This is a genomic window from Microcoleus sp. AT3-A2, from assembly GCF_036705685.1.
Classification (GTDB): Bacteria; Cyanobacteriota; Cyanobacteriia; order Cyanobacteriales; family Microcoleaceae; genus Microcoleus.
Genome location: NZ_JAUBVF010000070.1, coordinates 17176 through 32347, shown reverse-complemented (window position 1 = coordinate 32347; position 15172 = coordinate 17176). Strand labels below are relative to the sequence as shown.

Annotated in this window: 11 protein-coding genes and 1 pseudogene; 7 read left to right on the top strand and 5 right to left on the bottom strand. The window is 43.3% G+C overall.

From position 1 onward, the window contains the following. Positions 1–282 precede the first annotated feature (282 nt). Positions 283–1019 (top strand): annotated as a pseudogene (locus QUB37_RS25570) (IS1 family transposase). A 316-nt stretch (positions 1020–1335) separates the two neighbouring features. On the opposite strand, the gene QUB37_RS25565 reads toward QUB37_RS25570, so the two are convergent. The 4 genes from QUB37_RS25565 to QUB37_RS25550 form a co-directional block, all read right to left on the bottom strand. Then, positions 1336–2595, bottom strand: a complete 1260-nt coding sequence (locus QUB37_RS25565; protein ID WP_333167495.1) for a glycosyltransferase — start codon at positions 2593–2595, stop codon at positions 1336–1338. A 584-nt stretch (positions 2596–3179) separates the two neighbouring features. Beyond that, positions 3180–4139, bottom strand: a complete 960-nt coding sequence (locus tag QUB37_RS25560) for a DUF362 domain-containing protein (protein ID WP_333167493.1) — start codon at positions 4137–4139, stop codon at positions 3180–3182. A gap of 125 nt (positions 4140–4264) precedes the next feature. Then, entirely contained in the window at positions 4265–4591 is a 327-nt protein-coding gene (locus QUB37_RS25555; RefSeq protein WP_333167491.1) for a hypothetical protein, read from the bottom strand. Between the two features lie 173 nt (positions 4592–4764). After that, positions 4765–6189 carry an aspartate ammonia-lyase gene (locus tag QUB37_RS25550; RefSeq protein WP_333167489.1) on the bottom strand — a complete coding sequence of 475 codons (1425 nt, stop codon included), beginning with the start codon at positions 6187–6189 and terminating at the stop codon, positions 4765–4767. 374 nt (positions 6190–6563) lie between these two features. On the opposite strand from QUB37_RS25550, the gene QUB37_RS25545 reads away from it, so the two are divergent. The 6 genes from QUB37_RS25545 (at position 6564) to QUB37_RS25520 (ending at position 14598) form a co-directional block, all read left to right on the top strand. Further along, positions 6564–8429, top strand: a complete 1866-nt coding sequence (locus QUB37_RS25545) for a hypothetical protein (protein ID WP_333167487.1) — start codon at positions 6564–6566, stop codon at positions 8427–8429. Positions 8430–8689: 260 nt separating this feature from the next. Then, positions 8690–10378, top strand: coding sequence for a DNA repair helicase XPB (locus tag QUB37_RS25540; RefSeq protein ID WP_333167485.1), 1689 nt, complete (start codon positions 8690–8692; stop codon positions 10376–10378). A 484-nt stretch (positions 10379–10862) separates the two neighbouring features. After that, positions 10863–11264, top strand: coding sequence for a hypothetical protein (locus tag QUB37_RS25535; RefSeq protein ID WP_333167483.1), 402 nt, complete (start codon positions 10863–10865; stop codon positions 11262–11264). Next, complete coding sequence (locus QUB37_RS25530; protein ID WP_333167481.1) at positions 11264–11902, top strand: hypothetical protein; 639 nt, start codon at positions 11264–11266, stop codon at positions 11900–11902. Before QUB37_RS25535 ends, QUB37_RS25530 begins: the two co-directional genes overlap by 1 nt. Before the next feature lie 68 nt (positions 11903–11970). Then, positions 11971–14094, top strand: a complete 2124-nt coding sequence (locus QUB37_RS25525) for a serine/threonine protein kinase (RefSeq protein ID WP_333167479.1) — start codon at positions 11971–11973, stop codon at positions 14092–14094. A gap of 105 nt (positions 14095–14199) precedes the next feature. Continuing rightward, a complete protein-coding gene (locus QUB37_RS25520; RefSeq protein ID WP_333167477.1) occupies positions 14200–14598 on the top strand; it encodes a hypothetical protein in 399 nt (132 codons plus the stop codon). On the opposite strand, the gene QUB37_RS25515 is transcribed toward QUB37_RS25520, so the two are convergent. Then, positions 14535–15035 (bottom strand): DUF29 domain-containing protein, encoded by a 501-nt coding sequence (locus tag QUB37_RS25515; RefSeq protein ID WP_333167475.1) that lies wholly within the window; start codon positions 15033–15035, stop codon positions 14535–14537. The genes QUB37_RS25520 and QUB37_RS25515 overlap by 64 nt on opposite strands. Between the last annotated feature and the right edge of the window lie 137 nt (positions 15036–15172).

Genomic DNA, 15172 nt, shown 5'->3' with positions numbered 1-15172 from the left:
TGATTTTAAACCATCCTAATCTTCCTTCAGTCTTGTCTTATGGTACTTTGGCTGCTTAAAAACTGTCCGGAGTATTGAAGTATACATTAAGTAAGAAACATGAATATGCCTCTAGGGTATGAGACTCCTAAAAGCATTTGTGCATCTACCTAAATAAGGAAGCAGTTGATTTAACAAGATTTAAACTAAAACCCCTGTTAGTTTTGCCAGGGTAGTGCTTTTTTGTAAATGACAGAGAAAAATAGTAAAATAGAGCGACGATCGTGAGAGAGGAATGATGGAATGAAATTGGATTTAAGTTGCCCAACGTGTGGCTCTGATGACATTATGAAAAATGGGACAACGCGCAGAGGCAAGCAAAACCATAAATGTCGAGACTGTGGAAGACAGTTTGTGGAGAATCCACAGTGGAAACCAAAAGACAAAGACACCATCGCATTGGTAAAATTATTATTACTGGAAAAAATCCCATTAGCCGGAATAGTAAGAGCAGTAGGTGTGTCAGCAAGCTGGCTCCTTGCATTATGTCAACAAATATTATCAACAGGTAGAGCCGCAAGCAGAAGTAGTGCCAAAAGAAAAAGGGAAGCTGACGGTTCAAATCGACGAGTTGTGGTCATTTGTGGACAATAAAGGGAACAAGCAATGGGTCTGGATCGCAATAGATGCTCGAACCAGAGAAATCATCGGATGTGAGATTGGAGACCGTTCGCGGACATCAGCTTTCGCAACTCTGGGATTCATTACCAGGGGTATATAAGCAGTGCGCCAAGGTGTATACAGACATATGGGAGGCGTATGAAAAGGTAGTGCCAAGCAAAAGACATTTTGCGGTAGGAAAGGAGACGGGATTAACGAGTTATATTGAAAGACTCAACAATACGTTAAGACAGAGAATATCAAGGTTAGTAAGAAAGACATTATCATTCTCAAAGAAGCTAGAGAATCATATCGGGGCAATTTGGAACTTCATCCACGAATACAACCAACAAATCAGAAAAAAAATGGGGATTGGATAATAAGAGAGATTGTTTTCCTCTGTCATTTACAAAAAAGCACTACCTTGCCAGTTCCGATGGTAAGGAAAATGAGTTAGTCGCTCGATGGTTTAGAGGTGCTGTGGGTTGTGGTAGTTGCCAAGAAAATGTAGCCCGTTAAAGGATAATTGAGAACCTATGGAAAAAGTGCGATCGCCAGTAGAGTTTGATGCTCTTAAGTTGGAAAAAAACATCTAAATCTAATGACGATCGCTCACCTCAACCATTGCCTTTACAAGACCTCCGATTTCCGTGGCTACCTTAATGAAACCTGTCTCAATCATAGACAGAAGGATTCTTAAGGCAGTGGACAGTACGCCCAAACCATATCTGGAGCATCACATACTTGAGTTTCGGTGACTTGACTAGGCCGTGTTGAGTAGGCAATAGCCTGCATATGTTTCATGCGAGCTTGAAAAGTCTTCTCAAATGTATGCTGTTGAGCAAACTGCAGCGATTTGAACGACATCGATTTAATTTCTTCCCGGTTGTGGCTGAGTTCTGCAATTTTCTTCGCCATCTGTTTAGGCTGATTCATTGGCACAAGCCATCCTGTCTCCGACATTTCTGCAATTCCCTGAAATGCTTCGTTATCATACCCTACAATCGGCACGCCACCAGCCATAGTTTCTATGTAAGTACAAGAAGGATCGCCCTGCCGGTGACAGCAAACAAACAAATCAATATTGTTTTTCACAAAGGGGAAAAAATTTGTTTGAAAGTCAGGCACTCCGAGCATTTTCACACAATCATTAAGTTGATTTGCAGCTATTTGCTGGTGCATCATCTCTTCTAATTCACCAATACCACTGATGAACATTTCAAATTTCACCTTCAGTTGTTTGAGTTCTTTAGCTACCTCAAGTAAATGATCGGCCCCTTTCATCTTAATTAGGCGACCTGAGAATACTAGCCGCAGAGGCATATCTTGAGAGCGGTTTTCAGTGCGCCGTTCAATGTCAGCTTCTGTTGCTAACATATCTTCTCTAATCCGCGTGTCCAAGAACAACTGTGCGTTGCGATTGAGATGCTTGTATTCTTGGTAGGTAGGGGTGCCGTTACACTGCAATCCCTCTGCCATTGCGATCGCCTTGCGCTGCTTATATTCTTGAGTGTAAGTCCAGATTATTCTCCGCAACCGGATCAAGGGATTACTCGTACTCACATTCACGATCTGTTTGCGAGTTTTCAGACTGTATTCGGAAACGTAAATACACGGTACTCCCGCTATTTTACACACTTGACTGATATGGTTCTGTCTGTATTCCGGGACAGCCAATACCAGCGCACTCTGATGCTGATGTAGTAAAGCTGGGGTGATTTGGTCAAAAGAAATTATTTCTAGTTTGAATGGCAATTCATCAAGTTTGAATTTTTTTGAATCTATCTGGTCGCTGTCTTCTTTGGTTTCTTCCATCATCACAGTAATGGAACCCGACCAATACTTGGCTAACTCACCAACTGCTTCAATCAATTTGCGGGTGAGTAAAACTTCACCGTTTGGCAAAAACTTAGCTTTGAGTGGCTGTAAAATTGTCAGATTGTTGTTAGTAAGCATAGGTTAGGTACTTCCTGATTTTGAATTTTTACTGGTGATGGGTAGTGAATATTTAGTTTACTTGGCAAGGGCTGTTGATCGATCGATATAACAGACATCTACCGAATTTAAATTTTGCAGCCTGATACGAGCAGAATTTCAGGCTCTGTGTCGGAGATATCTAATACTTAAGATAGATTCAGCAACTGGATTAGACCTTTATGATTGAATCTTAGGTCTGTTTGATATGTAGCAATCATCTGCGATCTACGTAGAAGTGTCAATAGCCTTTTCCGAGCTTTACTAAATCTTTATAAATTATCGTCAATTATAAAGACGAGGCAAATTTTAGGGTGAATTTGGTTAAAATAACGGCTGTTTTAAGTATTTTTACCTAACTACAATTATGCAACTGTTTGTAGGTAGCAAGAATGAGCGCGAGTTCCGAATACGGCGAAACCAATGCTTTAAACCATAGAGTTATAACAAAGTTATTGAAAGCTTACATAAATACATACTTTGTAACATACAAATTATATTTCTTTACAATTAGCAAGGCAAAGGAGAAGGAATAAAAAAAAGAAATTTTACCCCTTCTCTCTTGGCTAATGCGAAGCCTTGATGCTGAACTTTTCTTTAATAAACCGGATATAAAGGTGCTTGAAAGCCGACTTCACCACGCGGGGCATACCAAAGTCGATCGGCATCATGGTTTCGGGCAACTTCCAATCCAACACCTTGAGAGTTTCTGGCTGCAAAAGCGGAAAATCAATCGCCTCCAAATTCGAGCAAAGCCCCAATCTCATCGCCGCAGCTACAGTGGGAACCGCCGCCGGATCAGCATTAATGATTTCAACTAAAGTTCTGTCCAAAGCAAAGACATCATCAGAGGCGGCCAAAATCCCCAAAAACTTAGGTTCGCCGCCGCTTGGCCCGTTACCTTCGTGACCGATAATGCCATCCAAAATCGTCAGATTTGGGTTAATTGCCCGGGCAGTTTCTACAAGCATTTCACCGAATCTGGCGCTATCTTTGCCAGCTTCCATGTGCCACCAAGCCTTCATTTTGCCGGGGACACAGCCGAACAAATTTTTTACCCCCATTGTCACCGTTAATTGAACGTGAGATTTGAGTTTGGGCAAATTAATCACTACATCCGCTTCCATTGCTTCTTTGCAAATTCGCAGATGATTGAAATCTTCGCTGACAGTTTCGTAGCGTTTTCCTTGAAACTCAACAACTGGCAAATTCAGTTCTTCCAACAGCGGCAAATAACCGTTGGCTTTGGCTACACCCATCGCGCTGCCAAAAGCCGGACTATCACCTAAAAAGGGTTTTCCTCCCGCTTCCATGACCATTTTAGCGACGCAGTAAACCAATTCTGGGCGGGTGACGCATTCTTTTGTAGGGCGAGAACCTGTGAGGAGATTGGGTTTGAGTAAAACCCGATCGCCCGCTTTGACAAAAGCCGAGATTCCGCCCAAGGGTGCCAGCAAACTTTCTAAAGATGCTTGCAAGATTTGGCGATCGTATGAATTGGCGCGAATTAAACTAACAGCAGACATAATTATGAATTAATTGGTAATTGGTTATCGATCGGGAATAATCTCAATATAACGCACGCGCGAAACACCCTAAGCAGGGTGTTTCGCGCGTGCGTTACCAAGAATAATCTCAATACAAATGAGTCCTAAGTATCCATCGGCAATCTACCAGCAGCAGCCCGCTGCATGGTACTAACTCGCAGCGAGTTAGAGAATACTCCTTGACCTTGCAGTTCAGGGATAGCAGGTTTAACTTCTACTTTCACCAACCGGGCAGTACAGATAAAAACCGTTTGATCGGCTAAATGGAAAGTCAACCAAGGTTGACTTAACAAAGTCAGCACTTCGTCTTGGAATTCTTGTGCCGGCATCGGAATAGTAAACGTTTCTGCGTGACCTTCCACATAATGAAATGTCACTTGAGTTGTGTTCTCTTTATCTTGAGTTAATTTTGCAAAAGAACCTGCGCGCATAAATCTTGCTCCAAAACTTTAGACTATAAAAAAAATTCAGAATTAAATGAAAAAGATTGAATTCTGAATTCTTTAACTTTAACCTGTGACAGCATTTAGGGAGAACTCGGAAGGCAGAATGCAGAATTCAATCAATTTCAGCCTTCTAGTTTCTAGCTGATACCTCTGAGATCCTAAACGTTAGCAGAAGATCCCGGCATCGCACTCATTTTCTCTAAATCTAGAACTTTTGCCAAGTCTTCTGCACTCATTAAACCCCGTTCTAGCACAATTTGTCGCAAAGATTTGCCCGTTTCTAAGGATTCTTTGGCGACGGCGGCGGCGTTGAGATAGCCAATGTGAGTGTTGAGGGCGGTAACGAGGGCGAGACTACCTTCAGCATAAGCGAGACATCGATCGCCCTTAGCTTCTATTTTTTCGAGGCATTGTGTAGTCAGCGCGCTGATGGTATTGCCTAAAATTTCGATGCTGTGAATGAGATTGTAGGCAATCAGGGGCATCATCACGTTCAATTCTAATTGTCCCGCTTGGGCTGCCAGGGCGATCGCGCTATCGTAACCCATAACTTGAAAACACACCATCGATGTCATTTCTGCCATCACAGGATTGTATTTTCCCGGCATAATAGACGAACCTGGTTGCACAGGAGGCAGTTGAATTTCTTTCAAACCCGTTTTCGGCCCGGAGTCCATCAAACGCAAGTCATGGGAGATTTTAACGCAATCTTGAGCGAGATTTCGCAGTGCACCAGACACATTTACAAACGGTGCCATACTCTGCATAGCAGCCATTAAATGCTTTGCTGGTTTCAGGGGGTGGTCAATTAATTCGGAGAGAATTTCCGCAACTTTTTGACAATATTCAGGGTGAGTATTTAACCCTGTTCCGGCCGCACTTCCCCCCAATCCCAGGGAGGTCAAATCATCGGATGCCCTGTCAATTCTCAAGGTATGTTCTCGGAGAATTTGCGCCCAAGCGCCGAAGGTATCGCCGAGTCGAACCGGTACGGCATCTTGCATATGAGTGCGGCCGGATTTAACAATATCTTTGAATTCTTCGGCTTTGTTTTCTAGGGCGACTACGGCATCCGATAATGCTGGAAAAAGAGTTTTTTCTAACGCCAACAATCCGCCGATCCGAATCGCCGTCGGAATCACATCATTTGTCGATTGACCGTAGTTTACATGATCGTTAGGACTGATGCGCTTGTAATTGCCTTTTTCCTCGCCCATAATTTCCAAAGCGCGATTTGAAAGAACTTCATTAACATTCATGTGGTGAGAAGTTCCGGCGCCGGCTTGGTAGACATCAACTACAAATTGATCGCGCAATTTTCCCGCTAGAATTTCATCTGCTGCTTGGACAATTGCTTGACTGATGTCTTGGGCAATGCAGCCGAGTTCGCCATTGGCGCTCGCTGTTGCTTTTTTAATTAAAACACAAGCATCAACGTATGTTGATAAAGGCTTAATACCGCTAATCGGGAAATTTTCAACGGCGCGCAGAGTTTGGATGCCGTAGTAGACATTAGATGGGATTTGTTTGTCTCCCATCGAGTCGCTTTCGGTGCGGTAGCTGATGGTTGGGTGTTCGCTCATATCGCCTTGTTTGTGATGATTGGGAATTGAGAATTTTTTTAAGAATGCTGACTGCGACTCCTTTTTTACCGCACCGGCGGGTTCAGTAAAACACAAGTCACGATTGTAAATAATTATCTCACACTCCGAGTTAAATCTCAAAACTCAAATTTTAAATTAAAATTATTTACCTAAGATTGTGCAATAATAGTAGTGTAATTCCGAGTTTTTTAGCTTGCATTCTTCTGTACTTTATTAGATAAAATTTTCGTGTTTAACAATAAATATTAAACCATACTTGGGGATTTTGTTACAAAAATTCAAGTTAAAATTTTCCGAAAGTTGTTATATTTGGTAGCACAAACAATTTTGCAGCAGGCGAATTGCCAAAAATTATGCCGCGTTACCAAACCATAGATGATGTTCCTACTCTCCAAGAGGCACTCGAAGGAATAATTGTTGAAGATTTAAAAAAGCTCAATGCACTGTTGTCGGGCGATCGCAAATTAACCCGCAAAGCTGACCTGGTTGCTGGGATTAAACAGCAAATGCAGGGAGAAAAACTTAAGCAAGTTTGGGCGCAATTAGACGATTTGCAAAAAGCCGCCGTAGCGGAAGTTATACATGGGTCAGGTGGTGGCTATGATGCCGATGTATTTGTGGCGAAATACAGACAACAACCAAACTGGGGAACAAGCGATCGCTATGGATACAACCGAGAACCATCCCTACTATGCTTGTTCTTCTACGGCACTGCGATACCCTACGATCTTGAACAAAAATTGCTGAAGTTTGTGCCAAAACCTCAAGCAACTCCCTTAAATCTGGTTGGGGATGTACTGCCAGATAATTTTATGGTTCGTGTAGAAAAACAGAACTTTCGTACATCTCAAAGAGAGGTATCCGAGTACGAAGTTCCTTTGACAACTTGTGAAATGGAACGGGCAGCCCCAAAGGATTTGGAAGCTGTTTTGCGTCTGATTCAGTCGGGCAAAGTTGCCGTTAGTGAGAAAACCGCATTACCTGGTGCCGCAACTCTGAAAGCGATCGCCGCTGTATTGCAAGGGGGTGATTTTTATAACGACGAACAGCGCCAAGCTACCTTGGAAAAGGGCGATATATTCTACGAGGTTGGTAACATCAAATCCTTTGCTTGGGCCACGATCGCCCAAGCGAGCAAATTCGCCGAACTATCGGGCAAAAAGCTAGTGTTGACGAAAGCGGGACAGAAAGCCTTGCAAGAATCACCTGCCAAAGGATTGCAGACAGCATGGAAGCGCTGGTTAAAAACAAACTCTTTTGATGAATTTCGCCGCATTGATGCGATTAAAGGACAAACCGGCAAGGGGGCGCGCGGCATGACAGCGGTGGCGGGGCGGAGAGAGGCGATCGCCTCAATTCTAGCAGAATGTCCTGTCGGTAAATGGGTTCTGTTTAGCGAATTTAGCAGATATATGTTGGCAACGGGCAATCGGTTTGAAGTAACGCGCGATCCTGACAATCTCTATATTTCTGAATTTGGGTATGGTAACTTAGGATATTCGGGCAGTCACGATTGGCATATTCTGCAAGAAAGATATATGCGCTGCCTGTTGTTTGAGTATGTTGCTACCCTGGGAATAATTGATGTTGCCTATGCCGATCCGTCCCTCCTACCCAGCGATTTTGACGATCTTTGGGGTACGGACGATTTGAGATTTCTCAGCCGCTACGACGGCTTAATATCTTTTCGCATGACAGCTTTGGGGGCTTACTGTTTGGGATTGACTGACAATTACACTCCGCCAGCAATTGAGTTCCGTCAAACACTCCGCGTACTGCCCAACTTAGATATTGTTGTAGCAGGAGAAGGCATCGCGACATCAGATGCGATCGTCCTCGATCTCTATACTAAAAAAGTTTCAGATGTCGTCTGGCAACTCGATCGACAAAAGCTATTTACTGCCATTGAAGCCGGATACCCGCTAGCAGAATTTAAAGAAGTTTTAGAGACAAGAAGTATCGAACCGCTACCCGAAACCGTACAGCGATTTCTGACGGATGTTACAGAACGAGCGAATAGTTTGCAAGATATAGGAACTGTCAAGTTAATCGAATGCACAAACGCCCATTTAGCAGTGTTGATTGCCAATGATTCCCGTACCAAAAAATTCTGTCAGCTAGCGGGCGATCGCACTTTGACGGTTCCATTGTCCCAGGAAACTAAATTTCGCAACGCCCTGCGGCAAGTCGGCTACGTCTTACCCCAGCGGGATAAATAGTACACCTGATACTATTAGTGTCAAAAATCACCCAAAAACCTTTTTATTGTTCGTTTATAGCTGAGTCCCTATCCCCCTAAATCACCCTTAAAAAGGGGGACTTTGAGTATTTGTAGGGTGCATCGCTGGCGATAAATCCTAAAAAAAGATCGACAATCTCAATCGCGACGCACCTTATAACATGGACTGGAGCAAATCAACCAAACTTTTCTGTTCTAACAAACTTATTCCTTCTTCCGTCTTCCTTCTTCCTTCTTCCTATGAATTATGTTCCCGAAAATGCTTTAATCGTACAAAGCGATCGGTCGATCTTACTAGAAGTTCACGCTCCCACAGCACAACAGGCACGAGAAGCGATCGCCCCCTTTGCCGAATTAATCAAAAGTCCCGAACACATCCACACCTATCGCATCACGCCCCTCAGCGTGTGGAATGCGCGGGCGGCGGGAATGTTAGTTGAAGAGGCGATCGCAGCTTTGCGAAAGTATGCTAAATATGACATTCCTGAGTCGGTAGCGCAGGAAATCGAACTGCTTGGTACGCGCTACGGATTGACGGTAATTGAAAGGATTGATGCGGAAAATCCCGATTTACAACTGCGGATTGCCGATCGCCCGCTGACGGAGTTGCTAGTGCGGGACGATCGCGTAAAACCGCTGTTAGGTAAGCGGATTTCGGATCTTTGCTTTCAAGTCGATGCGGGGAATCGCGGTGTACTCAAACAAGCTTTGCTAGCCGTGGGTTATCCGGCGGAAGATTTGGCTGGATATGTCGAGGGTGCCGAGTTAGCAATTGCATTGCGCGATCGCACTTTAGGAAGCGATTTACCCTTTAATTTGCGTGCCTATCAAAAAGAAGCAGTAGAAGCATTCTATCAGAGCGGAGAGGTAAAAGGTGGCAGCGGTACGATCGTCCTACCGTGCGGCGCTGGTAAGACGATTGTGGGGATGATTGCGATGAGTTTGGTGCAGCAAAAAACATTGATTCTCACCAGCAGTTTGACTTCGGTACACCAGTGGCGCAGGGAAATATTAGACAAGACGAGTTTAACTGAAGATGCGATCGCCGAGTACAGCAGCAACAGCAAAAAAACGGCTTCTGTCACCCTATCGACTTACCAAATGCTAAGTTATCGATCGAATAAAGATGATGAATTCCCGCATTTCGAGTTGTTTAACGCCCAATCGTGGGGACTGATTATTTATGATGAAGTCCATCTATTACCTGCACCTATATTTCGGATCACCGCTGAATTACAAGCACGACGCAGGTTAGGTTTAACTGCGACATTGATTCGCGAAGACGGGAAAGAAGGCGATGTATTCACGTTGATTGGGCCCAAGCGCTATGACGTACCTTGGCGCGAATTGGAAGGACAGGGATTTATTGCCACTGCGAATTGTACGGAAATCCGCGTCGCGCAAAATGAGGCGGAAAAAATGGAATATGCCCTAGCGCCCCGCCGCAGCCAGTTTCGGATTGCTGCGGAAAATCCGGGTAAGTTGGATGTGGTACAAAGTTTATTGCAAAAAGAGGCGGGACACCGTATTTTAATTATTGGTGAGTATCTCGAACAGTTGGATGCGATCGCCAAAATTACCGAATTGCCTCTGATTACGGGGAAGACAAAACAGGCAGATCGCGATCGGTTATACGAAGCATTCCGTCACAAAGAGATTCCCGGATTAATTCTATCTCGCGTGGGCAATTTTGCCGTCGATTTACCCGATGCCGATGTTTTGATTCAAGTATCGGGAAAGTATGGTTCTCGCCAAGAAGAAGCGCAGCGCCTCGGACGAATTCTCCGCCCCAAACCCGATGGACACAATGCCAGCTTTTATACATTAGTATCGCTACAAACTTGCGAGGAAGATTTTGCCCGACACCGCCAACTATTCCTCACCGAACAGGGCTACAACTATCGCATAGAAGTTCAAGGCGATGGTTAGTCTGCCTTGCATAATAGACCTCTTACAGTATTAACGCGCTTGTAGTTGCTTTTTTCATCGCCCATAATTTCTAAAGCGCGATTTGAAAAAACTTCATTAACATTCATCTGGTGAGAAGTTCCGGCCCCGGCTTGGTAGACATCAACTACAAATTAATCGCGCAATTTGCCAGCTAGGATTTCATCTGCTGCTTGGACAATTGCTTGACTGATGTCTTGGGGAATGCAGCCGAGTTCGCCATTGGCGATCGCCGTTGCTTTTTTATTAATTAAAACACAAGCATCAACGTATGTTGATAAAGGCTTAATGCCGCTGAGCGGGAATTTTTAGAGCCCTTAGAGTTGGGATGCCATAATAGACATTAGATGGGATTTGTTTGTCTCCCATCGAGTCGCTTTAAGTGCGGTAGGTTGCGGTTGAATGTTCGGTCATGTTAGGAAGTTCGTGATAATATCAAATTATCCCACGTTGAGAGGTAATTTCATTGACGGATGAGGTTGAGAGAGAGGAGTTAATTGCCCAACTGCTAGCCGATCGAATCAAGCATAACCCAGATGACATTCTCGGAATTGCCAGATTGTCGGATGGTAAAATTGTTTTTTTGGAGATTGGTAATGATGGTGCGGGGTGGCAACACATTCGGAAGCAACACGCAGAAAATTTTGCCGCCAGGGGAATACCTGAAAACCAAATTATTGATGCTGTCATGGCTGCTGTCATCAACGGTAGGATTTTAGGAAATCAAGGCAGAAGCCGAACAGTTTATGAAATTGAGTTGAATGGTGCGATACAATATATTTCTGTGGAAGTAGCAAGCAATGGCTATATTGTTGGCGCTAATCCTACCAGAAAAAATTTAATCCGTCGGTTTACTCAGGAGAGATAATGATGTTGCAAAGAATTAAGTTAATGCCTGATTATAGTTGTTATCCCTTGTGGAATAGAGATGATGGTGGTGATATTGAACCCTGGGAATTACCGCTGAGTGAGGCAACAATTGAACGTTTACTCAATTGGCAAGATATTTATGATCAAACTATTGATTGGGATGATCCGGCTTCGGCTGGTTTTGCGAGTGAAAAGGAAAAGAGGGTTTTTGAAAGAGAAGGCATTAGTTTATGGAAACAACTTCAAAAGGAATTGGGGGATGAGTACGAAATTGTTTATTTTAGTCAATTGCAGCAGCGGGTTCTAACTCCCTATAAATCGCGGTTAGTAAATTATTTAGATGCCCTTCTACAAAGGTCAGAATTGCCACAAATTATCCAAAAACGGAGGGGCAATTTGGCAGAAAAAGAAATTTCAAAAAAGCCATTTATTGCTCCTATAACTGTTCCTGTTACTAGAGGCAAAAGCATTGAAGCTCAAGGAAAAAGCAGAAGCGTCGATAAAGTTAAATTCAATGATGCGCTCTCTTTCTATCAAGCAAGCGATAAACCCCCACACATTGTGCGTGCTAATCGCACAGCTAGAAAGTTAATCCGTGATTTAGCCACGATAGAGAGTGGTCAAAAAAAAGATTGAGTTGGTTACATTCCTCCCCCAACTTACATCCTGCTACACTATTAATAACCGCATCCTCACGCACATTTATGTTCGCAAACGCAATCATCGATGCTATCGCTCCCTTAATCTTGGAAGTGCTGTCACCCATTGCCAGAAATATCGGCCACAAACTAGGAGAAACCCTCAGCAATAAATCTCAACAGTGGGTTGAATTTCTAATTCCCGATCCCAATCAGATATTCTCAGATTCGACTGAGATAGAGGAAGCAAAACAGCGTTATTCCCAGGAAATGATCGAATACGCGAAAGCGAAAGATGCCAGAGATAACGAATTGTTAAAGCTGAAAGTAGCACAAACGGCGCGTCGCCTTGAGTTGCAGGAACAGGAACAGCAAGACAGACTGAAGCTGGCAGCCTTGCAGCGGGATTTGATGCGGGAATTGCAAGCAAAAGATATTCAGGTCAAGCTGGCTGAAATTCAAACAATTTGGGATAAAGATACTTGGTTTTCTAAGTTAAATCGAGAGGAAACTAAGCAGATTTTACTTGAGCAGCAACATCGCCTCTTAATCTTACTGTCACCGCCAAAAATTAGCAAGCGATGCCCGGAAACCTTCTGTGAAGATTTGCCAATTGAGATGAGAAGTGTGGGAGATTTTCTCAGACAGCATTATCCTCAACAGGATGTCTTACGCCCAGTTAAGTTTTATAGCGACTATTTCAATGAGTCGATTGGTGATATTGATGTGGAACGCTTGCAGCGAATTTTATCTCCGGTTCCAACTACAATTTTATATAGCGATATCAGCGACTATGCCGTAACTTTTCGCGTCGGCTTTTTGGGATTCCTCAACAACCAGGAAGTATCCCTGTTTTCTACCAAAGTTTTTGACTGGGAAGAGGCAAAAGATGGACTTTTAGCATCTGGGGTAAGTGAGAAAAAAGCCCTCCGCATGATTCGGCAGTTGATTGTAGCGATTCACAAATTGCTGGCGGGATTTTTAGCGGATTTGTATTATCTCAATATTGACCCTGGCTATGAACCTCAGTTGTTTAATTTAAGGGATGAATTGGGGGAAGAGGGCTTGGCAGAAGAATGGGTTAAACCTTATTTTGATATTCTTCAGGATATTCAGCGGCGACAGCGAGAAATGTATGAACAGCAGTTGAAAAAGCTGATTGAGCAAGTAGAGACTGAACGTCAATCTCAAGAAGCTGCCAAAGCTGAAGCTCAACGCCAACACCAAATAGAAGAAGCTGCCAAAGCCGAAGCTCAACGCCAACAACAAATAGAAGAAAAAATCATTAGAAAAGCTTACTCCTTCAAATGTGTAAAAACTCTTAATGGCGTAGCTATGTCATCTGTTGATTGCGTAGTTATTAGTCCAGATGGCAAGACTTTTGCTAGTAACAGCAGTGGAAATTGCAGCAAACTTTGGAATCTCCATACAGGAGAGCTGATTCGTACTTTTTCGGCGGATTCAGGTGCGGTTTATTGCGTTGCCATTAGCCCTCATGGAAAAATTTTAGCTAGTGGAAGTTCTGACCAACAAATTAAGCTGTGGAATGTGGAAACTGGACAAGAGATTAGCACTCTCAGGGGTCACTCAGGTTTAATTCGGTCTCTTGCTTTTAGTCCCGACGGAGAAACTCTTGTTAGCGGCAGTGGTGACCATACTATCAGACTGTGGAATCTGAAAACCAAACAGGAAATCCGCCCTCTCACTGGACATTCAAACCTGGTTATGTCTGTCGCTATCAGCCCGGATGGAGAAAATATTGCTAGTGGCAGTTGGGACAAAACTATTAAACTGTGGAGTCTGAAAACCCGACAGGAAATTTGCACTTTTACTGGGCATTCAGAGTCAGTATATTCTGTCGCCTTCAGCCCGGATGGACAGATTCTTGCTAGTGGTAGTGGAGACAAGACTATCAAACTTTGGAATCTGAAGACCACACAGGAAATTTGCACTCTAACAGGGCATTCACACGGGGTTTTTTCCCTTGTCATCAGCCCGGAAGGACAAATTATTGCAAGTGCAAGTAATGACAATACTATCAAGCTTTGGAATCTGAAAACCGGACAGGAAAATCGCACTCTCACAGGGCATTTAGCCAAGGTTAATTCGGTCAGTTTTAGCCCGGATGGAAACACTCTGGTTAGTGGCAGTAATGGTGGGAGTATCAAGATTTGGCGGTGTGATGGGTGAAGTAAGAGGGAAAGATAAAAATTATGGCGGGATTTGCAAACAGGGAACTACAAAACTTGACTGCGTGAGAAATAAACCGATAAACGCTTAGGAAAAGTAATTGAAATGTCACAAACAATTAATTTTGAGCAAGCACTGTTAGAAAAACTGCGACAGTTGCCAACGGAGAAACAACAAGAAGTGCTCGAATTTGCACAATTACTCGTGCAAAAAGCGGAAGATAAAAAGCAGTTATCCACCGAAAGTTCTGAGTCTAACAGTTCGTCAACAACCGCACCTACTCTCAAGCTATCAATTAGAGAGATTGCTAGTTTGCCAATAGCAGAACGCCATAAAATACTAGCACCATTTATACCTGCTACAGCCGAAGATTTTATTAATTATCCTGAATTAACCGAGTTTTCGGCACTCGATGGCGAAGACTGGGAGGATGACAAAATTCAAAAACTCTCAAAACTATATTCATCCTCAAAAACTTCAGACCAAGCAAGTGAGGTTAATTGACATTTTTTACCCATTTCATCCTCGGCATCTTTCAGCGCAACTTGAAAACATTTATCCCAGATAGACTCAATAAAATCACGATTTAAACTCGGCATTTCTTCTTGACTTTCTTCAATCTCTCGCCGCGCCGAACGAATACTAATAGCCCAGCTAGCAGTTCGTTTTTCAGGTTGAGATTTCCATTTAATAATATGAAGCATTAAACGAATTAACTGGCTTTTTAATGCTCGTTTTTCGGTTCTTCCCATTGCTTCAATTAAAGATTCTAAACCTGCCGTTGCTTCCATAGATTTTCCTTCTTTGAGAAGTGTCTGGACTGTGACAGCCGTTTGATAATGAGAACACACTGCTAACCAGTCCCAATCTTGTTTAGTCAGCATTGCCCTATCCTTGAAATTGCTTATATTCCTAAATTTATCATAGCGATCGCCCTTCAACTCCCCCCTCCCATCCCCCAACAGCCCAACAATACTTAATAAAAACTTTATAAAACTTACCATGTTCGCATAAATTAGAGTTATCCTAGAAAATCCAGCAATCCTGCAAAGCGTCAACCTTCTCGTCACTTATCCAG

What these genes read in the sequence shown, in the direction of transcription:
- QUB37_RS25565 (WP_333167495.1), bottom strand. Translation starts at nt 2,595, where the DNA reads ATGCTTACTAACAACAATCTGACAATTTTACAGCCACTCAAAGCTAAG.
- QUB37_RS25540 (WP_333167485.1), top strand. Translation starts at nt 8,690, where the DNA reads ATGAATTATGTTCCCGAAAATGCTTTAATCGTACAAAGCGATCGGTCG.
- QUB37_RS25555 (WP_333167491.1), bottom strand. Translation starts at nt 4,591, where the DNA reads ATGCGCGCAGGTTCTTTTGCAAAATTAACTCAAGATAAAGAGAACACA.
- QUB37_RS25545 (WP_333167487.1), top strand. Translation starts at nt 6,564, where the DNA reads ATGCCGCGTTACCAAACCATAGATGATGTTCCTACTCTCCAAGAGGCA.
- QUB37_RS25520 (WP_333167477.1), top strand. Translation starts at nt 14,200, where the DNA reads ATGTCACAAACAATTAATTTTGAGCAAGCACTGTTAGAAAAACTGCGA.
- QUB37_RS25530 (WP_333167481.1), top strand. Translation starts at nt 11,264, where the DNA reads ATGATGTTGCAAAGAATTAAGTTAATGCCTGATTATAGTTGTTATCCC.
- QUB37_RS25550 (WP_333167489.1), bottom strand. Translation starts at nt 6,189, where the DNA reads ATGAGCGAACACCCAACCATCAGCTACCGCACCGAAAGCGACTCGATG.
- QUB37_RS25525 (WP_333167479.1), top strand. Translation starts at nt 11,971, where the DNA reads ATGTTCGCAAACGCAATCATCGATGCTATCGCTCCCTTAATCTTGGAA.
- QUB37_RS25560 (WP_333167493.1), bottom strand. Translation starts at nt 4,139, where the DNA reads ATGTCTGCTGTTAGTTTAATTCGCGCCAATTCATACGATCGCCAAATC.